We start from the raw sequence: 21,995 nt of genomic DNA on the forward strand, positions 1-21,995 counted from the left end.
CGTCTCCTCGGCGAAGAGCAGGGTTCCCCACGGGGTCCAGCGCAGGCCGTCGAGCCGGCTCCAGTCCGCGCGCTGGGCGATGACCTTGGTCTCGCCGGTCTTCAGGTCGACAACGGACAGGGAGCCGTTGGAGCCGACCTCGTGGGTGCGGTAGAGGTAACGGCCGGCCTGCGGACCGGTCTCGTTGACCGTGTTCATGTCGGTGAGGTCGTCGGTGGTGCCGCCGTAGATGTCGAGGACGGTCTCGTCGGCGACGAGTTTCTGGGTGAAGCCCTCGGGAGCGACGAGTGGTTCGCTCCAGTCGGGGGTCACCTGGTCGTAGGCCGAGCCCTTGATCGGCTCGAACGCCATCGGCCCGGCCGCGGCGGCTGCCGGCCCGGCAGTCGTCAGCCCGAGGGGAAGGCCCAGGCCGAGCGCGGGAGCCGTTGCGGCGAGACGGGTACGGCGCATGAGTGCGTCTCCCTGTGCAAGTTGTGGTACTGGGTGGACGCGTTGGAAGCTACGAGCCGTCTGTGAACATCCGATCACCCACAAGTAGCCCTTCGCCATGGAAGCCGGTGAACACTCGGCCCCTGCCGCGGCGCAAGCGGACAGCCCTGCCCCTCACTTCATGCGGCTGAGCCCGAGTCCCGTTGACAGGGCAGTCGAAAACCAGTCAGGCAGCACCTCCTCCCTCATATGGGGAGGTGAGGCGGACGAAGGCAGTCGAGACGCACACCGCGTTCCGCAAGGGATCAGCGCGGCGCATCAGCCTCGCCGCCGCACTCGCATGAGAACCTCGCCGTGGAACGCGGCCGGTTTCCGGCCGGCCCGCGCCGCCCAGGAGCAGGCCGCGCTACGTGGTGTCAGCATGGGTGAGCCGGTTCTGGTCACCGGACGCACCTGTGACGACGGGGACGGCTGCGCGGTGAAGTCCGCCAACGTCATTGCCCTCGACGGCTGCTGGGAAGTGGCCTACGAGTTCACCGCGGCCGAGTGGAACCCCCGTCAACGCGCACGGCGCCCGAGGAGACGTGGTGGTGCCGGTCGGGCCAGGACCGGCCTTCGAAGTGGTCCAGGCCCCGGCCGTGCTCGAGCTCGCGGTAGTCGTGCTCGACGCGCAGGCGGACCTTGGCCAGACGGACCAGGCCGGCGATCGGGGTGTCGGCCGGCAGGCTGGACAGCCAGTAATCGGTGGGAGTCTCGGCGTCGTCCGGCCACTCGGCCGGCAGCCGGCAGCCGGGCAGGACCCCGTCCCACCAGCCCTGCTCGGCCGAGACGGCGGCCCGGACCGGACGCTCGACGGCGTTACCGACTTCGGCTCGTCAGGGTGACCCTTGCCGAACCGTTCGATGGCAGCGGGGCGTTGGCGGTAGTCCATGGTGGGTGAGGTATGCGGATGGGGGCGGGCCGACGCCGGTGGCACGGCAGCGCCGGGAGGCGGTGCGGATGCAGGCGGCGGAGCTGTTCGCGCAGACGGTCAAGGCGTCGATCGTGCCGGTGGGGGACCGACTGAACACCCACGTCTCCCGAAAGATGCGCGCGCTGGTCGCCGAGCGCGGATGGCTGACGGTGTTCCTGCTGCCCGCCTACCCACCCGATCCGTACCCGGTCGAGGGAGCGTGGGCGCACGTCAGGCGCAGCCTGGCCAGCCTCGCCGCCGCCCTCGACCGTCTGGAAACGCTTGTACGCAACCGGCTCGAGCGCCTTCGACGAAATGCCCCGGACCCAGCCGCTGCAACGGACGGCCACGGGGCTGCCGAGCTGCCCGGCGCGCCCTCGCGGCACAGCTTCGACCGCATACGCCATGACGCGCTCGGCGTGTTCGCCGCGCTGAGCACCGCCGCGAGAAAGACGCTGAGCACCGCCGCGAGAAAGACGCTGAGCACCGCCGCGAGAAAGAAGAGGGACAAACTGCCCGTCCAGCATCGGCCTGTCGGCTTCCGTGGCTTCCTGAACGAGAACGACCGCCAGGCCAGGCCCGGCCTGGCGGTCCGTGTGAACTGCGAAAGCCTCTCCACCCACAAGGCCTCATGGTGCGTCGCCGGCCGGCCCAGCACTCCCCGTTCCAGCGTCGCCTCGCACCGGCCGACCCGTCCGCTCGCTCTTGCGTGAGGTGGCGAGCTCGCGGTCATGCGAGGGCAGGTTCGCCGGACGGCGGCCCTGCCTCTGGCCCGGTTCTCGATGTGCTCAGCCCGCGAACCGGGCCATCCACGCCTCGACCTCGTCCGCAGACCGCGGCAGGCCCGCCGACAGATTCTCGTGACCGTCGGCGGTGACGAGCAGATCGTCCTCGATGCGGACGCCGATGCCGCGCCACTCCTGAGGCACAGTCAGGTCGTCCGGCTGGAAGTACAGGCCGGGCTCGACGGTGAGCACCATGCCCGGCTCCAGTACGCCGTCGACGTACTCCTCGGTCCGGGCCTGCGCGCAGTCGTGGACGTCCAGGCCGAGCATGTGACCGGTACCGGCCATCGTGAAACGGCGCTGGAGACCCAACTCGTACGCGCGGTCGGCAGGCCCTTCGATGAAACCCCACTCGACCAGCCGCGCCGCCAGGGAACGCTGGGCCGCCTCATGAAAGTCCCGATACGCGGCGCCCGGCTTGACGGCCGCCATGCCCGCCTCCTGGGCCTCGTACACCGCGTCGTAGACCCTGCGCTGGACGGGGCTGAAGGTGCCGCTGATCGGCAGAGTGCGCGTGACGTCGGCGGTGTACAGGGTGCGCGACTCCACGCCCGCGTCGAGCAGGAGCAGCTCCCCGGGACGCACCGGTCCGTCGTTGTCGGTCCAGTGCATGATCGTGGCGTGCTCGCCCGCGGCGCAGATCGTGCCATAGCCGACGGCGTTGCCCTCAAGGCGGGCGCGGCGGAAGAAGGTGCCCTCGATCCACCGCTCGGACGACGCGATCGCCCGCGACAGCTCACCGACGACGTCCGTGAATCCGCGCACCGTGGAGTCCACGGCCGAGCGGATCTCCTTGATCTCCCACTCGTCCTTCACGAGGCGCAGATCGCTGAGGGCCTCTTCCAGCTCCGCGTCGCGCTCCGCCTCGGTGGCGACGGCGGCCTCCAGGGACGGGTCGATACCGCGGACGATGCGGGTCGGTGTGCCGGAGACGGCTGCCAGCTCGCCGGCCGCCCTGCGGACGTCCCGGCACGGCAGGCCGAGCACGCGCTCCGCCTCGGCGAGGGAGCGGCGCCGGCCCATCCACAGCTCTGCTGTGGCACCGGTCCAGAACTCGTCGTCGTCCCTGCTGTCCCGCGGGAGTTGGTAGCAGTAGGCGTCGTGGCCGCCGTCCGCACGGGGTTCGAGGACAAGGGCACCGTCCCGGGCCTGGTCGCCGGTCATGTGCACATAGCCCGAGTACGGCCGGAACGGGTAGGTGTCGTCGTTCGAACGGACCTTGAGGTTCCCCGAAGGGATCACGAGCCGTTCGCCCGGGAAGCGCGCGGAGAGCGCGGCCCGGCGCGCGGCCGCGTACGGGGCCTGCTCCTCGAGCGTCAGCTCGCGCTTCTCGGTGTCCGCCCACCCCGTCCGCATCGACGCGGACAGTTCCTCGGAGATCTCCGAGTACAAACCGTTCTTGCGGCCTTTCGCCACTGCGTCCGCCTTCCTGGGAGTCGAGCGCCGCCACGTGCCGACGGCTCGGCGACGTTATCGCGCGACGCCCACGTATGGTGCCCGGTAGTGCCACTGGCACGGATCGGCCACGCCTGGTCGGCCGCAGCCGTCGATAATGCGGCTCATGACGAACGCGAATCTCGGCGAGGCACTGCGGCTCCTGGGCATCGGTCAGGCGGCGGCCCGGGTCTATCTCACCCTGCTGGAGCTGGCTCCTGCGCCGCTGAGCGAGATCGCCGCCGCGGCCGGTCTGGACGGCCCCGGCCTGGCCACGGCGTACGGCGAGCTCGTCGACGCCGGCCTGGCCGGGGCCGCCGAGAAGGACGAGGACGTGGTGGCGCCGGTGGCGCCGGCGGCCGGTCTCGAGGTCCTCGCCCGGCGCCGTGCGGCCGAGGTCGAGAAATCCCGCATCGCGGTCGCGGGCGCCTTCGATTCGTTCCGGCGCCTGCGGTTCGCGGCCCACAACGACCACCTCGTCGAGATCGTCACCGGCGACGCGATCGGCCCCAGGATGCGCCAAGCCTGGGCCAGCGCCCGCCATCAGATCCGGCAGTTCGAGTCGCCCCCCTACTTCCCTGTGGCCAGCGCCACCGACGACGCACTGGCCACGCTGGCCCGCGGGGTCACGCAGCGTGTCGTGTACTCCCGCGAGTCGCTGGAACGCCCGGATCACCTCAAACACGTCATCGAACCGTGCATCAACGCCGGTGAGCAGGCCAGAGTGCTGCCGTCCGTCCCCGTCAAACTCCTGATCATCGACGAGGCGTACGCCCTGGTGTCACTGTCGATCAAAGAGGCCGACGTCCACAACACCATGCTGGTCGTACAGCCGTGCGGTCTGCTCTCCGCCCTCATCGCGCTGTTCGAGCAGTCGTGGCAGCACGCTCTGCCCTTCCACGGCGGCACGGCCCGCCCAGGCGGTCTGCCCCCCGCCGACCGCCGTCTGCTGTGGCTCCTGGCCGGCGGCACGAGCGACGACGTCATCGCCCGCGAACTGGGAATCAGCCGCCGCACGCTGTTCCGCCGCCTGCAGGTCCTGATGGCCCGGCTGGGCGCCGCGAACCGCTTCCAGCTGGCCCTGCAGGCCCAGCGCAACGGATGGTTGTGACGGCCGGCCCCTGGCCCGACCTCACACGGACGAACACGCGCTGCGGATCGCCGTGCCCCATCCGGCCCGCACAGCGGGACTGGAGCTCGCCCTCTCACATCCTTGGCCTGGCCTCCTCCTCGGCAGGAGCAGCCGGGCAGCGCGCCCCGCCCCTGCACGGGGTGTGACAGGAGCCGGTGTCCGCCATGGCTGCCGCGGAGCCGCCCAGGAGGGCGAGCACGTCCTGGGCGGCAACGTGATGCGTCGCGTGTGCCCCCATCCACGGCAAGCCGGGTCAGTCAGTTCGGTGTCGGTGGCCTCGGACCGCAGCCGAACGTTGGGAGCACTCGGCGCGCGACATCACGCGGCCGTGGCCCGGGGCCTGACAAGACCTTGGAATTTGTCCGCCCAAGGATTCCAAAGTGATGGCCGGCAGGCGACGATGCGGGCGAGGATGGTCGCCATGACGGATGAAGGCCCCTCCATCGACCCCACCAAACCCAGTATCGCCCGTGTCTACGACTACCTGCTCGGCGGCAAGGACAACTACGCCGTGGACCGGGAGATCGGCGACGTATTCAGACGTGACCTTCCTGGTTCGGTGGCAATCGCCTTCGCCAACCGCGCAGCCTTGACCCGGGCGGTCGGCGAGATCACAACGACCACCGACGTACGGCAGTTCATCGACCTGGGCAGTGGTCTTCCGACCGCCGACAACGTCCACCAGGTCGCGCAACGGCACGCTCCGGAGTCTCGGGTCGTGTACGTCGACATCGACCCCCAAGTGCTGATCCACGGCCGTGCGCTGCTGGAGGAAAACGACCAGACCCGGCTCGTCCCAGCCGATGTACGCAACCCCGAAGACGTCCGTGCCCACCCGGACACCCTCAAACTGATCGACTTCGATCGCCCCGTCGCCGTCATGTTCAGTGCCATCCTTCACCACGTCAACGACGAGGAGGACCCGGCTGGAATCGTCCGCTACTGGCGCGACCACGTGCCCTCCGGGAGCTACTTCTTCGTCAGCCACTTCCGTTCCGGCGACAACCCGGAGACAGCGGAGGCCGAGGGGGTCCTCCAGCAGACTTTCGGCCGCGGCCGGTGGCGCACCGACAAGGAGATCGAATCCCTGCTGGACGGCCTGGAGATTCTCGATCCCGGGATCGTCCCCGCGTCCCTGTGGCGTCCTGACGTGGTCGACAGCCCGTGGAACAGCGGCGGCGAACGGGAACTCACCGTCTGGGAACGTCTCATCGCCGCCGGGCTGGCCCGGAAAGCCTGACTTGATCTTCAACCTGTGCGGCGGGGGCGTGGGGTGGTGCCGTCCGGCGCAGGGCACGGTCCGAGCGCATCCGGCCCAGCACCTGCACCGGCGGGTCCTCAAGAAGGCGGGCGAGGCGGGGCACGTCGTAACCGGCGTCCACCACGATCGGGATGTCCGGGTCTTCGCCCTTCCACTGCCCTGCTGTGGTCAGCCGCTCGACCGGTTCGCGCATCCGCCGCGCGGTGACGGTAGCGGCGTCGTCGCCAGGCGCAGGACACAGCGCATCCGCACGCCTGGTCGGCCAGCAGGAGAACTCCCGGAAGCGTGACGGTTCCGCAAACGGATCCTGCCGGACACCATGCTGACCGACACCGGCCTGGAGATCGTCACCAGCGGCATTCGGATGCCGCAGATGAACTCGATCGCAGAGCACCGGACACAGACCTGCCGGCACGGACTGCTGGACCGCACCCTCATCCGGGACCCGCGCCATCTGCTCCATGCCCTGCGCGCGTTCGAGTCGCACTGCAACAGGCACCGGCCCCACCGGGCCCTGCATCAGGCCGCCCCACTCCGCTCCCGCACCGGTCACCGAACCGGGGCGGATCAGACGCCCGGAGATCCGTCGACGAGATCGGCTCGGCGGAGTCCTTCACGAGTACCGACACACAGCCTGAGCCGGGCGGATGGGAAATCGGCACCCGCAGAGCTGCCGGTCCCCGCACCGAAGTCACCGAACCGGGGCGGCGGCCATACATCCGGCCCGCGCAGCGGGCGGAAGGTCGGCAAGCGGAGACACCATCGAGACACATGCTGACCGATGCCGACTTTCCTGATGGCGCGACAGACGTCGGTGGGGGTGCTCGGGATCGACCTCGCCCCGGGCGGCCCCTCACGAACGGTCGAGATCGGCGTACGCAACGGCCCTCAAAGATCCTCGTGACGATCGCCACAGCGGTGCTCGGCCGTCCGGCCACCGGGCCGGACGACGGCACGGGACGGGCAGGGTCACCGGTGGCAACGCCGGGCGTACAGAGCGGCGGCGAAGTCGTCCAGGGCCGCGAGGTTGTGGGCGCTGACGACGGCGTCGCAGTAGGGCAGTGCCGCGGCCATGCCGGCCACGAGTGGACGGTAACGCGGGCTTGCCGTGCGCGGGTTGACCCATACGACGCGGTAGGCGACCCGGGACAGCCGCGCCATGTGGGTGGCGAGGTCGGCGGGCGGGCCGGTGTCCCAGCCGTCGGAGACGAGGGCGACCACGGCGCCGTGCGCCATGCCGCGCCGGCCGAACCGCTCGTTGAACTCCGCCAGGCAGTCCGCTATCCGGGTGCCCCCGGACCAGTCCGGAGCCGCCCGTCCGGCCCGTGCCAGGGCGTCGTCCGGCCCGCCCCGCCGGAGGACGGGCGTGAGGCGTGTGAGCCTGGTCGCGAAGGTGAAGACCTCGGCGTGGGTGGCGCGGGCGGCACAGTAGAGCAGTTGGAGCATCGCGCGGGCATAGGGCTCCATCGATCCGGAGATGTCGCAGAGCACGATGAGGTCGCGGGGGCGGGCGCGGGGCGCGAAGCGGCGTAGCCGCAGCGGGTATCCGCCGGTGCGCCGGCCGGCGGAGAGGGTGCGGCGCAGGTCGATGCGCGCACCGTGGTGCGCTGTGCGGCGCCGGCGGGACGGCCGGGTCGGAGTGCGCAGCACGAGGGTGCGCATCACCTCGGAGAGCCGCGCCAGTTCCTCGGCGGACAGGTCCGCGAAGTCGCGGCCCGCGAGACGGTCGAGCGGACTGGCGGAGAGGGGCACGGGAGCCGTCCGCGGCTGTGCGTCGGCATCCCGGCCTCGTCCGCCCGCGGTGTCCGTCCGGGTACCGGGGACGCGGCCGGGAACGGTGTTCGGGAGCGATCGGGGCGGGTCGCCGGGTTGTCCGCGCTGTGCCCCGCGGTCGGCCGCGCCGCCGAAGACCTCGCGGAAGACTCCGTCGAACAGCTCGATCTGCTCGGGGTCGGACACCAGGGTGGCGAGCGCGCAGTGCCGCAGTTCGCGCGTCGTCGACGGTGCCAGCAGGGTGAGCGCCCGAGCGAAGCTCCGGGTGCGGTCGGGGCCCACCGCGATCCCCGCGTCGTGCAGGGCGGCGGTGAACGCGGCGGCCAGTTCAGGCAGGTCGGGCATCGGAGCGGGCCTCCGTGTCGAACAGCTCCGCCAGTCCGGCCCGGCGCACGGCCTCCAGGTCCTCGGCGTACTTGAGGACCGCCCCCAGGGTGAGGCCGGCGGCGTCGGCGTCGAGAACGGAGAAGCCCAGCGTGTGCAGCGCGCCCGCCCAGTCGATCGCCTCGGCGATGCCGGGCGGCTTGGTGAGTTCCTCGCGGGCACGCAGGCGTGCCACCCCGCGCGCCACGCGCTCGGCCAGCCACTCGGCCGACTCCGGTACCCGTCTGCGGATGATCGCGGCGACTCGTGCGGTGTCCGGGTAGTCGATCCAGTGGTAGAGGCAGCGGCGCTTGAGCGCGTCGTGCAGATCCCGGGTGCGGTTGGAGGTCAGTACCGCCACCGGCGGCACCACAGCCGTCCGGGTACCGAGTTCGGGGACGGTGACCGCGGCATCCGCGAGCAGTTCCAGCAGGAACGCCTCGAACTCGTCGTCGGCGCGGTCCACCTCGTCGACGAGCAGCACCGCCGGCCGCGGTCCCGGGTGGCAGATCGCGGCGAGCAGCGGCCGTGGCAGCAGGTAGTCCTCGGTGAACAGATCGGCGTCCCGCAGGAGCTCCCCGCGGGACTCGGCCAGCCGGATGGCCAGTAGTTGCCGGGGGTAGTTCCACTCGTAGAGGGCCTCGGCCGAGGACAGTCCCTCGTAGCACTGCAGCCGGATCAGTGGGGTGTCGAGCACGGCGGCGAGCGCGCGGGCCGCCTCGGTCTTGCCGACGCCGGGCTCGCCCTCCAGCAGGATCGGCTGCCGCATCCGCACGGCCAGCAGCAGCGCCGTGACCAGGGCGTCGTCGGCCAGGTAGCCGACTGTGTCGAGACGCGAGCGCAGGGCGGGGACATCGGGTACGAGGGGGTCGAGGTCAGGCATGCGCGTAACGGGAGGGGTCGTCGGCGAAGGCGTGCCGGCACCCCGGCCCGCAGAAGTACACCCTGCTGCCGGCCCGGTCCAGCGAGAGGGTGTCGGGCGTGATCGCCACGGTCGTGCCGCACACGGGATCCACGTCCTCGGCCACGGTCCGCGGCGCGGCGGGTTCGGCTCCGGGGCGCGCGGCTCGGGCCGCCTGCGGCCGCAGTGCGATGATCTCGGCGTACACCGACAGTGCGATCTCCGCCGGGGTCCGCGCGCCGATGTCCAGTCCGGCCGGGGTGTGAACGCGCGCGCGTTGTTCCTCGGTGAGATCCAGTGCGGTGAGCACCGCCGCGCCGCGCTTCGGGCTGGCCACGAGCCCGATGTACGGGACCCCGGCGCGTGCGGCCTCGATCAGTACGGTTCCCTCGTCGCGGCCGTGCGTGGCGATGACGACGACGTCCAGGTCGGGCGGCAGCGGCTCCCCGGGCGAGGCCGGTCGGGCGTCGAGACCGAGCACACGACCGACGTCGAGCAGAGCGCGGGCGATGGGGGCGTGTCCGTAGACGTACGCCAGCGCCGGCGGGAGGTTGGCCTCCAGGAAGATGTCGAGCGTCCCGCCCGACAGGCAGGGATTGGCCACCGTGACCAGGCCTTCGACAGACTCCTGCGGGCCCTCGGTGCCGGTGTCCGCGCCGGGCGTGATTCTCAGCAGCAGCGACTCGCCGGTCCGCAGCACGCGCAGACCCTGCAACTGCACCGTCGTCTCGGCGCAGCTGCCGCCCACGAAGCCCTCGACGGTGCCGTCGGGCAGCACCAGTGCACTGTCCCCGGGCTTGGCGCTCGTGGGTCGTTCCGCGTGGACGACGGTGGCCAGGACGAACGGGGTACGGCCGTGCCGGAGCGTGTCCGCGCGGGTCAGCAGTTCGGTGTTCGTCATCACGGGGCCTCAGGTGATGGCCATGTCGGTGCGCAGTGGTCGGCCCTGGGCGGCCCGCCACACCGCGGCGGGCGTCAGCGGCATGTCGACATGGCGTACGCCGAGCGGCTTCAGCGCGTCGACCACGGCGTTGACCACCGCGGCGGGCGAGCCCACCGTGGCGGACTCGCCGACGCCCTTGGCTCCGAGGGGGTGGTGCGGGGAGGGGGTGACCGTCTCGCCGAGCTCCCACGAGGGGCATTCGACCGAGGTGGGCAGAAGGTAGTCCATGAACGACCCGCCGAGGCAGTTGCCGTCCTCGTCGAAGGCGATCACCTGCATGAGCGCCATGCCGAGGCCGTCGGCGAGTCCACCGTGCACCTGACCCTCGACGATCATGGGGTTGATCCGGTTGCCGCAGTCGTCCACGGCGATGAACCGGCGGACCTTCACCTGGCCGGTGTCCGCGTCCACGTCGGCGACGCATATGTACGCGCCGAACGGGAAGGTCAGGTTCGGCGGGTTGTAGACGCAGGTCGCGTCCAGGTGGCCCTCGACGCCCTCCGGGAGTTCCAGGTTGGAGTGTGCGGCGAGCGCGATCTCGGCCATGGTCCGGCCTTGGTCGGGGTCGCCCGTGACGTACCAGCGGCCCTTCTCCCATTCCAGGTCGTCCGGGCTCACTTCGAGCATCGCGGAAGCGACGATCTTCGCGCGTTCGCGCACCTTGCGGGCGACCATCGCGGCCGCGGCTCCGGACACCGGCGTCGAGCGGGATCCGTAGGTGCCGAGCCCGAACGGGGTCTGGTCGGTGTCGCCGTGCACCACCTCGACGTCCTCGGGAGGGATGCCCAGTTCCTCGGCGACGATCTGCGCGAACGTCGTCTCGTGGCCCTGCCCCTGGGTCTGCACGGAGATGCGCAGGACGGCCTTGCCGGTCGGGTGGACCCGCAGCTCGGCACCGTCGGCCATGCCCAGTCCCAGGATGTCCATGTGCTTGCGCGGGCCCGCGCCGACAGCCTCGGTGAAGAAGCTGATTCCGATGCCCATCAGCTCGCCGCGCCGGCGTTTTTCGGCCTGCTCCCGGCGCAGGTCCTCGTAGTGCGCGATGTCCATGGCCAGCCGCAGGGCACGCGGGTAGTCGCCGGAGTCGTACTCCCACCCCGTCCGCGTCCTGTACGGGAACTGCCCGGGCCGCAGCAGATTGCGCATCCGCAGCTCGGCCGGGTCCGTGCCGAGCCTGTCCGCGAGCACGTCGACCATCCGCTCGACCAGGTACGCGGCCTCGGTGACGCGGAACGAGCAGGCGTAGGCGACGCCGCCGGGGGCCTTGTTGGTGTAGACGCCGGTCACGGCGCAGTGCGCGGCGGCCAGGTCGTACGAGCCGGTGAAGACGCCGAAGAAGCCGGCCGGGAACTGCGTCGGCTGTGCGGTGGCGTTGAACGCGCCGTGATCGGCGATGACACGGACGCGCAGGCCCAGGATCTTCCCGTCCTCCGTCGCCGCGATCTCGCCGTGCATGTGGTAGTCACGGGCGAAGGAGGTGCTCATGAGGTTCTCCGAGCGGTCCTCGACCCACTTCACCGGCTTGCCGGTGACGATCGAACCGACGACCGCGCACACGTAACCGGGGTAGATGCCGACCTTGTTGCCGAAGCCGCCCCCGATGTCCGGGGAGATGATCCGGATCTTGTGCTCCGGGATGCCGGCCACCATCGCGTAGATCGTGCGGTGGGCGTGTGGGGCCTGGGTGGTGGACCACACCGTCAGCTTCCCGGTGACGGCGTCCATGTCCGCCACGGTGCCGCAGGTCTCCAGCGGCGCCGGGTGCACCCGCGGGTAGAGCATGTCCTGCTCCACCACGACGTCGGCGGCCGCGAAGACCTCGTCGGTTCGCTCCTTGTCGCCCGCCGACCAGTCGAAGATGTGGTTGTCTGTCTGCTGGTCCTTGTCGTCGCGGATCACCGGCGCGTCCGGGTCGAGCGCCCGGCGGGCGTCGACGACCGCGGGGAGCGGTTCGTACTCCACGTCGATCAGCTCGAGGGCGTCCTGGGCGGCGTAGCGGTCCTCGGCGACGACGAAGGCGACCTCCTGGCCCTGGAAGCGCACCTTGTCGGTGGCGAGCACCGCCTGCGTGTCGTACGAGAGCGTGGGCATCCAGGACAGCCCGAGACCGGCCAGTGTCTCCCCGGTGATCACGGCCTTGACCTTCGGGTGCGCCTCGGCGGCGCTGGTGTCGACGGACACGATCCGGGCGTGCGCCAGCGGGCTGCGCAGGATCGCGCCGTACAGCATCCCGGGCAGCCGTACGTCGTCGACGTAGGTCCCGTGGCCGCGGACGAACCGCGCATCCTCCTTGCGGGGCATCCGTCCGAAACCGACCGGCCGTTCCTCGGTGGTCGTCATGCCCGCACCTCCTCGCGGCCGGGCGCCGACTCGGCGGCCGCGTCCGCGGTCCGCGCCCCGCCTCCGTGCTCAGCGGCCCAGCGGACGGAACGCACGATGTTCTCGTAACCGGTGCAGCGGCACATCTGTCCGGAGATGGCCTCCCGGATGTCCTCCTCGGACGGATCCGCGTCGTGGTCGAGCAGCCAGCGGGCGGTCATCATCATCCCCGGCGTGCAGAAGCCGCACTGCAGCCCGTGGCAGGCGATGAATCCCTGTTGCACCGGGTCGAGTTCGGTCCCGTGCGCCAGTCCCTCGACGGTCCGCACCTCATGGCCGTCGGCCATCACCGCGAGCACGGTGCAGGACTTGACCGGCGTCCCGTCCAGCCAGACGGCGCACACCCCGCAGTTGGAGGTGTCACAGCCCCAGTGGGTGCCGGTGAGTCCGAGTTCGTCGCGCAGGAAGTGCACGAGCAGCAGCCTGGGCTCCACGTCCCTCGTGCGCTGCTCGCCGTTCACGGTCACGGTGATCCGCATGTCACGCCTCCTGCCCCTGGGCACGTGCGGCGGCGACGCGCAGCGCCCGTGTGGTGAGCTCCCCGGCCAGATGCCGCTTGTAGTCGACCGGGCCGCGCTGGTCGGCCGTCGGCCTGCACTCCTGCGCGGCGATCCGGCCTGCCTCCGCGAAGCCCTCGTCGTCCGGCCGTCCGCCGCGCAGGAAGTCCTCGGCCTGCTCGGACACGAACCGTGGGGCACCCACCGCGGTCAGCCCGATCCCGGCCTCGGTGATGACCCCGTCGGAGATCTCCAGCACCGCTCCCGCGGCGACGACCGCCCAGTCGCCGACCCGGCGCTCGACCTTGCGGTAGGCGCTGGCGTGCGAACGGATGGGCACTCGGATCTCCACCAGAAGCTCGGCTTCGTCCAGCGCGGTCTCGTACGGACCGAGGAAGAACTCCCTGATCCCGATGGTGCGCCTGCCGCCGAGGCCCTGAGCGACGAGAGTCGCCCGCAGTGCCGAGAACGCCGCGGACAGGTCCTCCGACGGATCGGCCTGGCACAGTGAGCCGCCCACGGTGCCGCGGTTGCGTACGAGCGGATCGGCGATGACCCGTTCCGCGTCCCGCAGGATGGGGAAGTGCTCGCCGACGACCGGCGAGGCGAGCAGCTCCGCGTGGCGGACCATCGCTCCGACGGCCAGGTCGTGCCCGTCCACCTGGATCAGCGCCAACTCGCCGAGGCCGTTGATGTCGATCAGGGCTTCGGGCTGGGCCAGCCGCAGCTTCATCATCGGCAGCAGGCTGTGTCCGCCCGCCACCACCCGGGCCTCGGGGCCGTAGCGTGCGAGCAGCTCGACCGCGTGCTCAACGCTGGTGGCCGTCTCGTACTGGAAGGCAGCTGGAACCTGCATCGGGCCCTCCTGAAACGCCGTACCCTTCAGGCTGCGCTCTTCCGCACCGGCCATGCAAGGGGCGTATAAATATTCACTTGTCCGCCCGAACGAGGAAAATCGGGTAGTGGCCGCCGTGCAGCTCAGCACTTTCGTGCTGGTCGCCCGGCTCGGTTCGGTCGGCGCCGCGGCACGAGCCCCGGGCGTGACGAGTCCGCCGTATCGCAGGCGCTCACCGCGCTGTGCACCCACCACAGCGATCCGCTCGTCCGGCGCACCGGCGGCGGTGGGACGCGTCTGACGCCCGCGGGCGCGCGGCTGCTGCCGGTCGCGTCGCAGATGATCGCGCTGAGCGCGGATGCCGAGGCGGCGGTACGGGCGGCACGGGGTGCGCCCGACGAGCTGCGGGTCGTCGCCACGAGCACGCCCGGCCGAGTTCGTGCTCCCCTCGCTCGAGGGGCTTTCGCCGACCGCTCAGGACGCAGGACCGAGACCTCCTCCGGGGTGGCCGCCGGCCACGAGACACGTGCGCTGGTCGAGAACCGGCCGGCCGACGTCGCGCTCGGGCCGTATCCCGGCGCCGACCACGGGGGCGCACTGGTCAGCGCGCCACTGTTCCGCACCCGGCTGGTCGTGGTGATCGGCGCCGGGTCGCCGCGGCCGCCCGGTCCGCCGCCGCAGTGGTCGTGGCTGGTCGATTCCTCCGGGACCGATCCGGACGCGGACGCCAGGCGGCTGCTACGTCGGCTCGAAGTGGCCGAAGGACACGTGTGGGTGTTCCCCCGACCAGGCCGCGACCTGGGCGGCTGCCGCCAAGAGCGCCGAGCTGCTCGTGCTGCGGTACGAGAACGCGGTGCTGCGCCGGCAGTTGATGGGCCCGGTCCGCTACGAGCCCGCGGACCGGTTCTGGTTCGCGGCACTGTCCCCGCCGGTTCACCGCCGCCGAGCGGGACCACAGCAGGAGGCGCCCGCGGACCTGACAGCCGCCGACCAGGAAGGCGATCAGGAAGCCCATCCCGCGCCTGGCGCGGGAGAACCCCAGGCGGGGCGCAGGAGGATCCAGGCCGAGCCGGCCCGGCTCGGCCACCCCATCGCCACCCCCACGGCCTGGGAAATCCTCCACTCAGCGGGCGCCGGCCCGGCCCCGCGCCGTTCAACAGGCACGAAATCTTGCCGCCGACCTGTGCACGTGCTTGCAGCCACTGCGCTTCCTGCCGCGCGACCGCGATGACAAGTTACGGCGAGGCCTCCGACATGGTCTTCACAACCGAAGGGATGGAGATCCTCAAGAGCCCGCCGCGAGCACCGCGGACGAATGCCCGCTGCGAGAAGACCATCGGCAGCATCCGGCGTGAGGCCCTCGATCACGTCCTCATCGCATCATGGGCGAGGCCCACGCCCGACAGGTCCTGGCCACCTGCAAGAAGCACCACCACGCGCATCGGCCCCATCGGGCCCGCCGTCAGCTGCCACCCGACTCGGTCCAACGGCCCGCCACCGTGAACGAGCATCGTTACGCGGCCTGAGCGGCAGCGATGACCTTCCGAGCCCCACAGGATCTGCGGGCTTTCCTCAGCGCGTGCCTGTCGTCAGCGCGTGCCTGTCGTCGCAGTGCCATAGACGTACAGGGCGACGACGCCGACCACACAGGCGAGGACCGTCCAGGAGGCGAGGCTCATCCGTTTCCCTTTCCGCCCGGGCCGTTTCGGCTTCCCGGACCGCCGCTTGGCCCGGCCTGGAGCCGCCGGAGCGGGCGGTGCGGCGTCGGCGGCGGTCTCGGCGAGCAGGCGGCGGCAGGCCGTGGCGAGCTCGCCGGTACCGGCACGGAGCGGTACGACAGTCTCCGAACGCGCCGGAGCGGTGGTGCCGCCGTCGAGGATACGGCCCGCACGGAGCAGGATCTCGTCCTTGCGGCCCGAGGGGGCGAGACTGATCCAGCGCTGCACATGCTCTCCCCGGATGACCACACCCCCGGCCCGGTCCCGGTACACGGTGTGCTGACGCCAGAGCATGTCTGCCAACTGCGTTGCGGTTTCTCTCAGTTGGGCGGTCAAGACCCGTCCTCCCAGAGCCGTTCGATTAATCGAGCGGAAATCGTACTCCAGCGTCGCTGTCTCGCTCGGGGCGACCCGGGGCGGGGTGATGCGGTCCGTGGAGGCAGGGGAACACGGAGCGGCGCCGGGGCCGCGTCGGACTGGCAGGGCCCCGGGCGGGTGGCCGTGTTCGCGGCCGAAGGCGGTCAGGGCGAGAACCCCGTGCCCGACGAAACCGGCGCCCAGGACCGCAGCAGCGTGCCGGTGCCGTCGGTGACGGTCGCCGGTACCGGCACGGCCATCGCCGGGGACAGCGGCACCGCGGTGACCGGCCACCACGGCCCGGCTGCCCAGCAGAACGGCTCCGCCCCCAGGGGCCGGTGCAGGTAACCGGCAGCGGTCCAAAGCGGACACCCGCCTGACCCGGCACCACGACGACCAGATCCTGGCCGAGCAGATCCGTGCCGTTCACCGCTCCTCCGGCGGCGCCTACGGCTCCCCACGGGTGACCGCCGAGCTCCGGGAGGAGGGCCCGGTTTCCATCGGTCGATGGGCGCCATCGGCAGCAGCGCGGACAACGCGGCCTGCGAAAGCTTCCACGCCCCCTGGGGCGCGAGACGCTTCGGGGCGCCCGCGACCACGGCGACACCGGGCCGCCTGCCGCAGGACCGTCTTCGCCCGGCCGACCCGCTACGACACCCGCCGCCGGCACTTCGCCAACGGCCACCTCAGCCCCAACGAATACGAACACCGACACCACACGGCCGCGTTCACGCTCGCCGCGTGATCAACGAAGCGTGTCCACCATCACGGGGGAAGGCTCCTGTCGACCAGGCTGTGTATCACCCTTGCGCACTCCTGCACCTGCATGGCGAGGGCCAGGTGGGCAGACTCCGCCAGAACCTCGTCGCCCGGGCCCTGACGAGCGCCTGGCGCGGCACGTCCCTCTACCTCTTGCACGGTCCCGTCGTCCTGACCGGCCTTACAGAGAACGGGGGAGTAGCAGCCCTGGACGAGGCCTGGCGCAGTACGCCCACACCGTCACGCGGACCGTCCGCGAGACCTCCGAGGAGTGGCAGAGGTGGCCTCCCGCATCGAACGAAGCCGCCGTCCACGAAATCCTGTTGGGAATCCTTGAATTCGGCTCTGGCCGGAGTTCCCTGAACGATCTTGAGTTCGTTGTCAGGGCAAGCGATGCTGAGCCTCCCGAACCGGGACAGCCGGTGCACGAGCAGGGACGGGTGTGGGATGGCGGCAGCAGAACTCCGGGAAGCCGTGGATGGTCCGACGCGGCCGGCCTGGGCGCTGGTACCGCTGGAGAGCGTCGGACCGCTGCGCTTCGGGATGCGTATCAACGGCGTCGCTGCAGCGTTGCCGGGCATGATCGAGCTGCGCCGGTTCCAGGCCGACCCTCACTTTCCGCGCGTCCTCGGCGCACAGTTCGGGATTGGCCCTGAGGCCCCCGCCGTGCACACCTACTTCGACGGCGCCGACCGACTGTTCTGCGTGGCGGTCGATGCGGCCCGCGGGCCGCAGGTGACACTCGACGGACTGGAGTTGACTGCCTGCGTTCCGGCCGAGCTCGAACAGCTCCTCCTGGACGCTTTCCGGTCTGCGGCGCTCGGCGTGTCCTACGGGCCGCGTGGAAATCCCGGAGTCAATGGGCTGGGCCTGGTTGTGCGAGTACAGGAGATCGCCGGCGGCGTAGTCACCCGTCCAGTCCTGGTGGGCCGGGACCGGGCCGACCGCTGTACAGATGACTGGGAAGGTCCGATACCGGAATGCGAGTGGGTGGGCCGTCAGTGGACCTACCCAGGCCATCCAGAGCTCTGGCCCCCGCCCGGTTACAAGCCGAACTGGTACGACTGGCATCCTCCCTTCTAGCGGTGACGGTGCCGAGGCCCTGGCGGAGGAAGCCGACGAGGCCCTTCATGGGCTTCGGTGCGTCCTGCTCGGCCTGCCGGATCCACTCCAGTAACAGGTATCCACACTGGTGACGGGCGAGATCGGCGAAGGCTCGGGCGAGGTCGCAGGCCCGGGTGATGTCCGGGCAGGCGGGCCGGACTTGTAGCGGCTGTTCGTGCTGGCTGTCGGTGAGCGTCTCGCGGAGGCCGGCAGTTCGTCGAGGTCTGTGTCGCGGAAGCGGCGCACGGTCGTGCGGTCGAGGTTCGGTCGACGGACGGTGGCGCTGATCGTCCAGCGTTTTTCCAGCAGGCGCTGGATGTCCTCGTAGCGGTGGCGGGTGCGTTCGATGATCCGGGTGCGGGGTGGTTCGGCGGGCGGTAACAGCGTCGGGGCCGCCTCCGGCACGTCGGTCACCGTCTCTTCCCCGGCGTGTTTGCGCAGGCATTCATGGTGCTGGTGACAGGCCTTCTCCACTGCGGCGATGGTCGGGGTCTGCGGCAGCCGGTGTCTTGCGTGCCTCGACGAGGACTGACTCACCGGCCGCGGTCAGCTCGACATGCCTGCTGGTACGGCGGAACAGCTCCACGCCGAACATGTGCTCCAGCTTGCGGATCTGGGCACTGAGTGCAGGCTGAGAGATGTGCAGGTGTCGTGCTGACCGTCCGAAACGTGGGTCCTCGGCGATGGCTGTGAATTACCTCAGCAGACGCAGGTCCAGCTCCATGGCCGGAATGATACCGCCGGGTCGTCCGCCGGCACAGGAACATGCCGTTACCCCACCAATGGCCCTGGATTATCGATCGGTGACGGATTTGCGCTGGACCGCCTCACCACACCGCATTGGCTTTACAGAAACATCGGCGTTACCGAGGAGAGGTAAATGGCAACAGCAACGGCGCAGAAGCCGGTGGATCGTTTCCGTCAGCTCAGTGACGGCGACGCGGAAATCCAGGCGCACGGGAAGTATTTCTCGTGCAGCTACCTGCTCGACATGGAGGCGCATTCCTTTCTCGTCCGCGTGCACCACGGGCGCATCGAAGAACTGATCGTCGACCCGGAGCCGCTGGTGGCCTACGACTTCGCGATACGCGCGACCGCCGAGACCTGGCAGGGATTCTGCCAGCCGACGCCCGGTCCCATGTACCACGGCATCTGGGCGGCCACCTTCCGGCGGGGCATGCGGCTCGAGGGGGACCTGCTGGTCCTCATGCAGAACCTGCGCTGCCTGACCCGGCAGCTGGAACTGCTGCGCGTCACCGGTCCGCTGGGCTGACCGATCACCCCGCCGAAAGGAATCCGATGAGCAACAATTCCCGCATCTCCCCGGTCACCGGCCACTACGTCACCATTGACGTGGAAGGCATCGAGTACAAGGTGTTCTACCTGGAGAACGGCGAGGGCCAGCCGCTCGTCTGCCAGCACACCGCCGGCGCGCACAACCACCAGTGGCGCGATCTCCTGGAAGACGAGGAGATCACCAGCAATTACCGCGTCATCGCGTACGACCTCACGCGTCACGGAAAGTCCGACCCGCCACGGAACACGGACTGGTGGAAGGAGGAGTACAAGCTCACCGCCGACCACTTCGTGGCGTTCATCACCGCATTCTGCGACGCTCTCGGGCTGGAAGACCCGATCTTCATGGGCTCCTCCTTCGGCGGCAACGTCGCACTGCAGCTGGCGCTGCGCCATCCGGACCGCTTCAAGGCCGTCATTCCGGTCGAGGGCGCCGACTACTCGCCCGGCTTCTACCTCGACTGGTGGCAGCACCCGCACGCCAACGCGGCCCAGGTGTGTGCCAGCGGTGTGTGGGACCTCATGGCGCCACAGTCCCCGGAGCGGGACCGCTGGGCCACGTGGTTCTACTACAGCCAGGGGTCCGAGGCGTTCAAGGGCGACCTGTACTTCTACTCGGTCGACCACGACCTGCGTGACCGCCTCGGCGACATCGACGGCGACGCGTGCCCGGTGATCATGCTCACCGGCGAGTACGACTACCTCACCACCCCTGAGGACGGCGAGCGCACCGCCAAGCAGATCCGCGGCGCGGAATTCATCGAGATGAAGGACATCGGCCACTTCCCGATGAGCGAGAACTACCCGCGGTTCGCGCAGTACCTCAAGCACGCACTGCAGCGAATCGAAGAACGGACCAGTCTCCCCGGCTGAGCAGCCTTCGCCCCACCCCGAAACCGCAGCCCGAGAAGGCCCTGTGGTCCTCCGCCGCGAGTGCCCGGCCACACGCCGTAGCGCCTCCTCGCTCTCGCGTCACGCCGTGGCCCCGGGCACCGTGGGACGGTTCACCCGGGCTCATCCACGAGAGTCCGAAAAAGTTCGGACGGCGATGTCGAGAATCCGTGACCGGCTCCGTCCCTGGGGGTGAACGTGACCACAATGGGTCGCACCAGCACCGGGGAGAGACACGATGGCGAAGTACTTGTTGCTCAAGCACTACCGCGGCGCTCCGGCCGCGGTCAACGACGTGCCGATGGACCAGTGGACACCGGAGGAGATCTCGGCGCACGTGCAGTACATGCACGACTTCGCGGCCCGGCTCGAGCAGACCGGTGAGTTCGTCGACGGTCAGGCGCTCGCCCCCGAGGGCACGTTCGTCCGGTACGACGGCGAGGGGCGCCCGCCGGTCACCGACGGCCCGTTCGCCGAGACCAAGGACCTCATCGCCGGCTGGATGGTGATCGACGTCGACAGCTACGAGCGCGCCATCGAGCTGGCCGGGGAACTGTCGGCCGCCCCCGGGGCGGGCGGGAAGCCGATCCACGAGTGGCTCGAGGTGCGCCCGTTCCTGGCCGCGCCGCCCACCATCACGCAGTGACCTCACTCAGTGACCTCATCGATGAACGAGGCCCTGCTCCGCAGCCTCACGCCGAGTGTGCTCGCCGTCCTCGTCCGCCGCGGAGCCGACTTCGCGGCGGCCGAGGACGCCGTGCAGGACGCGCTTCTCGAGGCGGTCCGCGTCTGGCCGGCCACCCCCTCCCCAAGCTCTTCGAGCAGGGAACGCCCCATGCGGGATGCGAAGGGCTGGCTGGTCACCGTGGCCTGGCGCAAGTTCCTCGACGCGACGCGGGCGGACGCCGCCCGCCGTCGGCGTGAGGACCTCTTCGACGAGGAGCCGGCGCCCGGGCCCGCGCCCGCGGTGGACGACACCCTCCAGCTCTACTTCCTGTGCGCCCACCCGTCGCTGACGCCGTCGTCCGCAATCGCGCTCACGCTACGCGCCGTCGGCGGGCTGACCACCCGTCAGATCGCCCAGGCCTACCTGGTGCCCGAGGCGACCATGGCGCAGCGGATCAGCCGGGCCAAGCGCACCGTGGCCGGTGTGCGGTTCGACCAGCCCGGCGACGTCGCCACCGTGCTGCGCGTCCTCTACCTGGTCTTCAACGAGGGCTACTCCGGTGACGTCGACCTCGCCGCCGAGGCCATCCGGCTCACCCGGCAACTCGCGGCCCAGGTCGACCACCCCGAGGTGGCGGGACTGCTCGCTCTCATGCTGCTCCACCACGCCCGGCGCGCCGCCCGGACCGCGCCCGACGGCAGCCTGGTACCGCTCGCCGAGCAGGACCGAGACCGGTGGGACACCGAGTCGATCGCCGAGGGCGTCGCGATCCTACAGGCGGCCCTCGCCCGCGACCGGCTGGGCGAGTTCCAGGCCCAGGCCGCCGTCGCAGCCCTCCACGCCGACGCGCCCACCGCCGAGGAGGCCGACTGGGTGCAGATCGTCGAGTGGTACGACGAGCTCACACGCCTGACCGACAGCCCCGTCGTCCGGCTCAACCGCGCGGTGGCCGTCGGCGAGGCCGACGGACCGCGCGCCGGGCTGGCGGCACTCGCGGCGCTGGACGACTCGCTGCCCCGCCACGCCGCGGTGGCGGCGTACCTCCACGAGCGCGACGGCGACCTGGCGACGGCGGCACGGCTGTACGCCGAGGCAGCCCACAGGGCACCCAACCTCGCCGAGCGCGACCACCTGACGCGCCAGGCCGCCCGGCTCAACGCCGGCCGGTGTCGCTGACGGGTCGCGCTCGGATTTTTCCGCAGCACTGGGTACGGCTGGGTGGCCCAGAGCGGTCGTCCCACAGCGAGTGGGCAGGTCGAGACCGGCTGCACGACGCGTTGCCGGCGGGGAAGCTCAACGACGACAGGCGCGCTGGAGGTTGCCGGCCGACGGGTCCGATCCCGATGAGGCCTTCGGCAACATGACGCTGCTGACGCACGCGATCGACATCGAGGGCGACGGTTCGCTGCAGAGCGGCCATCCGTTGACGGTGCATACCACTGCTGTGCTGCTGGCCTTCGGGGCTGATCCAGAGCTGGCGGATCCAGGTGGTCACACCCCCATGGAGATGGCCCGCCGT

General features: G+C 70.6%; 21 protein-coding genes and 4 pseudogenes. 12 read left to right on the forward strand and 13 right to left on the reverse strand.

Going from position 1 to position 21,995, the window contains the following annotated elements; translation table 11 throughout:
- Both RH94_RS41685 and RH94_RS45920 read right to left on the reverse strand, forming a co-directional pair.
- A pseudogene (locus tag RH94_RS41685) lies at positions 1 to 450 on the reverse strand (alkaline phosphatase PhoX); the annotation flags it as partial.
- A 557-nt stretch (positions 451 to 1,007) separates the two neighbouring features.
- A pseudogene (locus RH94_RS45920) lies at positions 1,008 to 1,241 on the reverse strand (IS701 family transposase); the annotation flags it as partial.
- A gap of 211 nt (positions 1,242 to 1,452) precedes the next feature.
- On the opposite strand from RH94_RS45920, the pseudogene RH94_RS47025 reads away from it, so the two are divergent.
- Positions 1,453 to 1,692: pseudogene (locus RH94_RS47025) on the forward strand (IS630 family transposase); the annotation flags it as partial.
- Between the two features lie 477 nt (positions 1,693 to 2,169).
- Here the strand turns inward: RH94_RS47025 and RH94_RS37515 are convergent.
- On the reverse strand, positions 2,170 to 3,582 hold the full coding sequence (locus RH94_RS37515; protein ID WP_073952771.1) for an aminopeptidase P family protein: 1,413 nt from the start codon (positions 3,580 to 3,582) through the stop codon (positions 2,170 to 2,172).
- A gap of 145 nt (positions 3,583 to 3,727) precedes the next feature.
- On the opposite strand from RH94_RS37515, the gene RH94_RS37520 reads away from it, so the two are divergent.
- Both RH94_RS37520 and RH94_RS37525 read left to right on the forward strand, forming a co-directional pair.
- Positions 3,728 to 4,711: a helix-turn-helix transcriptional regulator gene (locus tag RH94_RS37520; RefSeq protein ID WP_199881152.1), complete on the forward strand. Its 984-nt coding sequence runs from the start codon at positions 3,728 to 3,730 to the stop codon at positions 4,709 to 4,711.
- Positions 4,712 to 5,153: 442 nt separating this feature from the next.
- Positions 5,154 to 5,972: an SAM-dependent methyltransferase gene (locus tag RH94_RS37525; RefSeq protein ID WP_073952773.1), complete on the forward strand. Its 819-nt coding sequence runs from the start codon at positions 5,154 to 5,156 to the stop codon at positions 5,970 to 5,972.
- Positions 5,973 to 5,985: 13 nt separating this feature from the next.
- On the opposite strand, the pseudogene RH94_RS46915 reads toward RH94_RS37525, so the two are convergent.
- Positions 5,986 to 6,288: pseudogene (locus RH94_RS46915) on the reverse strand (transposase); the annotation flags it as partial.
- Between the two features lie 78 nt (positions 6,289 to 6,366).
- Between RH94_RS46915 and RH94_RS37535 the strand changes: the two are divergent.
- Entirely contained in the window at positions 6,367 to 6,771 is a 405-nt protein-coding gene (locus RH94_RS37535; RefSeq protein ID WP_234426340.1) for a hypothetical protein, read from the forward strand.
- Positions 6,772 to 6,962: 191 nt separating this feature from the next.
- On the opposite strand, the gene RH94_RS37540 is transcribed toward RH94_RS37535, so the two are convergent.
- From RH94_RS37540 to RH94_RS37570, 7 genes are all read right to left on the reverse strand, one after another.
- Positions 6,963 to 8,111, reverse strand: coding sequence for a vWA domain-containing protein (locus tag RH94_RS37540; RefSeq protein ID WP_073952775.1), 1,149 nt, complete (start codon positions 8,109 to 8,111; stop codon positions 6,963 to 6,965).
- Positions 8,095 to 9,012: an AAA family ATPase gene (locus RH94_RS37545; RefSeq protein WP_073952776.1), complete on the reverse strand. Its 918-nt coding sequence runs from the start codon at positions 9,010 to 9,012 to the stop codon at positions 8,095 to 8,097. Before RH94_RS37545 ends, RH94_RS37540 begins: the two co-directional genes overlap by 17 nt.
- Positions 9,005 to 9,931 carry an XdhC family protein gene (locus RH94_RS37550; protein WP_073952777.1) on the reverse strand — a complete coding sequence of 309 codons (927 nt, stop codon included), beginning with the start codon at positions 9,929 to 9,931 and terminating at the stop codon, positions 9,005 to 9,007. The genes RH94_RS37545 and RH94_RS37550 overlap by 8 nt, the downstream gene beginning before the upstream one ends.
- Before the next feature lie 9 nt (positions 9,932 to 9,940).
- Positions 9,941 to 12,313 carry an aerobic carbon-monoxide dehydrogenase large subunit gene (locus RH94_RS37555; protein WP_073952778.1) on the reverse strand — a complete coding sequence of 791 codons (2,373 nt, stop codon included), beginning with the start codon at positions 12,311 to 12,313 and terminating at the stop codon, positions 9,941 to 9,943.
- Complete coding sequence (locus RH94_RS37560) at positions 12,310 to 12,831, reverse strand: (2Fe-2S)-binding protein (RefSeq protein WP_073952779.1); 522 nt, start codon at positions 12,829 to 12,831, stop codon at positions 12,310 to 12,312. The genes RH94_RS37555 and RH94_RS37560 overlap by 4 nt, the downstream gene beginning before the upstream one ends.
- 1 nt (position 12,832) lies before the next feature.
- Positions 12,833 to 13,705: an FAD binding domain-containing protein gene (locus RH94_RS37565; RefSeq protein ID WP_073952780.1), complete on the reverse strand. Its 873-nt coding sequence runs from the start codon at positions 13,703 to 13,705 to the stop codon at positions 12,833 to 12,835.
- 1,568 nt (positions 13,706 to 15,273) lie between these two features.
- On the reverse strand, positions 15,274 to 15,696 hold the full coding sequence (locus tag RH94_RS37570) for a hypothetical protein (protein WP_073952781.1): 423 nt from the start codon (positions 15,694 to 15,696) through the stop codon (positions 15,274 to 15,276).
- Positions 15,697 to 15,939: 243 nt separating this feature from the next.
- On the opposite strand from RH94_RS37570, the gene RH94_RS37575 reads away from it, so the two are divergent.
- The 3 genes from RH94_RS37575 (at position 15,940) to RH94_RS37585 (ending at position 17,601) form a co-directional block, all read left to right on the forward strand.
- On the forward strand, positions 15,940 to 16,107 hold the full coding sequence (locus tag RH94_RS37575; RefSeq protein ID WP_158073132.1) for a hypothetical protein: 168 nt from the start codon (positions 15,940 to 15,942) through the stop codon (positions 16,105 to 16,107).
- A 55-nt stretch (positions 16,108 to 16,162) separates the two neighbouring features.
- A complete protein-coding gene (locus RH94_RS46920) occupies positions 16,163 to 16,504 on the forward strand; it encodes a transposase (RefSeq protein WP_407697417.1) in 342 nt (113 codons plus the stop codon).
- Positions 16,505 to 16,965: 461 nt separating this feature from the next.
- Positions 16,966 to 17,601 carry a hypothetical protein gene (locus RH94_RS37585; RefSeq protein WP_143204119.1) on the forward strand — a complete coding sequence of 212 codons (636 nt, stop codon included), beginning with the start codon at positions 16,966 to 16,968 and terminating at the stop codon, positions 17,599 to 17,601.
- A gap of 45 nt (positions 17,602 to 17,646) precedes the next feature.
- Here the strand turns inward: RH94_RS37585 and RH94_RS40505 are convergent, their stop codons facing one another.
- Together RH94_RS40505 and RH94_RS46925 are read right to left on the reverse strand one after the other, a co-directional pair.
- Entirely contained in the window at positions 17,647 to 18,036 is a 390-nt protein-coding gene (locus tag RH94_RS40505; RefSeq protein WP_143204120.1) for a hypothetical protein, read from the reverse strand.
- A 31-nt stretch (positions 18,037 to 18,067) separates the two neighbouring features.
- Entirely contained in the window at positions 18,068 to 18,307 is a 240-nt protein-coding gene (locus tag RH94_RS46925) for a LysR family transcriptional regulator (protein WP_199881156.1), read from the reverse strand.
- Positions 18,308 to 18,502: 195 nt separating this feature from the next.
- Between RH94_RS46925 and RH94_RS37595 the strand changes: the two genes are divergently transcribed.
- The 5 genes from RH94_RS37595 to RH94_RS37615 all read left to right on the forward strand — a co-directional run.
- Positions 18,503 to 18,895, forward strand: a complete 393-nt coding sequence (locus tag RH94_RS37595) for a hypothetical protein (RefSeq protein ID WP_073952784.1) — start codon at positions 18,503 to 18,505, stop codon at positions 18,893 to 18,895.
- A 26-nt stretch (positions 18,896 to 18,921) separates the two neighbouring features.
- Positions 18,922 to 19,791, forward strand: a complete 870-nt coding sequence (locus RH94_RS37600; RefSeq protein ID WP_073952785.1) for an alpha/beta fold hydrolase — start codon at positions 18,922 to 18,924, stop codon at positions 19,789 to 19,791.
- A 256-nt stretch (positions 19,792 to 20,047) separates the two neighbouring features.
- Entirely contained in the window at positions 20,048 to 20,455 is a 408-nt protein-coding gene (locus RH94_RS37605) for a YciI family protein (protein WP_073952786.1), read from the forward strand.
- Between the two features lie 21 nt (positions 20,456 to 20,476).
- The gene (locus RH94_RS37610) at positions 20,477 to 21,652 is read left to right on the forward strand and encodes an RNA polymerase sigma factor (RefSeq protein ID WP_073952787.1); all 1,176 of its coding nucleotides are present in this window, start codon (positions 20,477 to 20,479) and stop codon (positions 21,650 to 21,652) included.
- A 70-nt stretch (positions 21,653 to 21,722) separates the two neighbouring features.
- Positions 21,723 to 21,995, forward strand: a 273-nt coding sequence (locus RH94_RS37615; RefSeq protein WP_073952788.1) for a hypothetical protein, incomplete at its 3' end; no start/stop codon positions are given.

Origin of the sequence: Streptomyces kebangsaanensis (assembly GCF_001906585.1) — a bacterium.
Classification (GTDB): domain Bacteria; phylum Actinomycetota; class Actinomycetes; order Streptomycetales; family Streptomycetaceae; genus Streptomyces; species Streptomyces kebangsaanensis.

Coding starts and splice junctions, on each gene's coding strand:
- RH94_RS37520 (WP_199881152.1), top strand. CDS start 3,728: ATGACGAACGCGAATCTCGGCGAGGCACTGCGGCTCCTGGGCATCGGT.
- RH94_RS37525 (WP_073952773.1), top strand. CDS start 5,154: ATGACGGATGAAGGCCCCTCCATCGACCCCACCAAACCCAGTATCGCC.
- RH94_RS37535 (WP_234426340.1), top strand. CDS start 6,367: ATGAACTCGATCGCAGAGCACCGGACACAGACCTGCCGGCACGGACTG.
- RH94_RS37540 (WP_073952775.1), bottom strand. CDS start 8,111: ATGCCCGACCTGCCTGAACTGGCCGCCGCGTTCACCGCCGCCCTGCAC.
- RH94_RS37545 (WP_073952776.1), bottom strand. CDS start 9,012: ATGCCTGACCTCGACCCCCTCGTACCCGATGTCCCCGCCCTGCGCTCG.
- RH94_RS37550 (WP_073952777.1), bottom strand. CDS start 9,931: ATGACGAACACCGAACTGCTGACCCGCGCGGACACGCTCCGGCACGGC.
- RH94_RS37555 (WP_073952778.1), bottom strand. CDS start 12,313: ATGACGACCACCGAGGAACGGCCGGTCGGTTTCGGACGGATGCCCCGC.
- RH94_RS37560 (WP_073952779.1), bottom strand. CDS start 12,831: ATGCGGATCACCGTGACCGTGAACGGCGAGCAGCGCACGAGGGACGTG.
- RH94_RS37565 (WP_073952780.1), bottom strand. CDS start 13,705: ATGCAGGTTCCAGCTGCCTTCCAGTACGAGACGGCCACCAGCGTTGAG.
- RH94_RS37570 (WP_073952781.1), bottom strand. CDS start 15,696: ATGCTCTGGCGTCAGCACACCGTGTACCGGGACCGGGCCGGGGGTGTG.
- RH94_RS37585 (WP_143204119.1), top strand. CDS start 16,966: ATGGCGGCAGCAGAACTCCGGGAAGCCGTGGATGGTCCGACGCGGCCG.
- RH94_RS37595 (WP_073952784.1), top strand. CDS start 18,503: ATGGCAACAGCAACGGCGCAGAAGCCGGTGGATCGTTTCCGTCAGCTC.
- RH94_RS37600 (WP_073952785.1), top strand. CDS start 18,922: ATGAGCAACAATTCCCGCATCTCCCCGGTCACCGGCCACTACGTCACC.
- RH94_RS37605 (WP_073952786.1), top strand. CDS start 20,048: ATGGCGAAGTACTTGTTGCTCAAGCACTACCGCGGCGCTCCGGCCGCG.
- RH94_RS37610 (WP_073952787.1), top strand. CDS start 20,477: ATGAACGAGGCCCTGCTCCGCAGCCTCACGCCGAGTGTGCTCGCCGTC.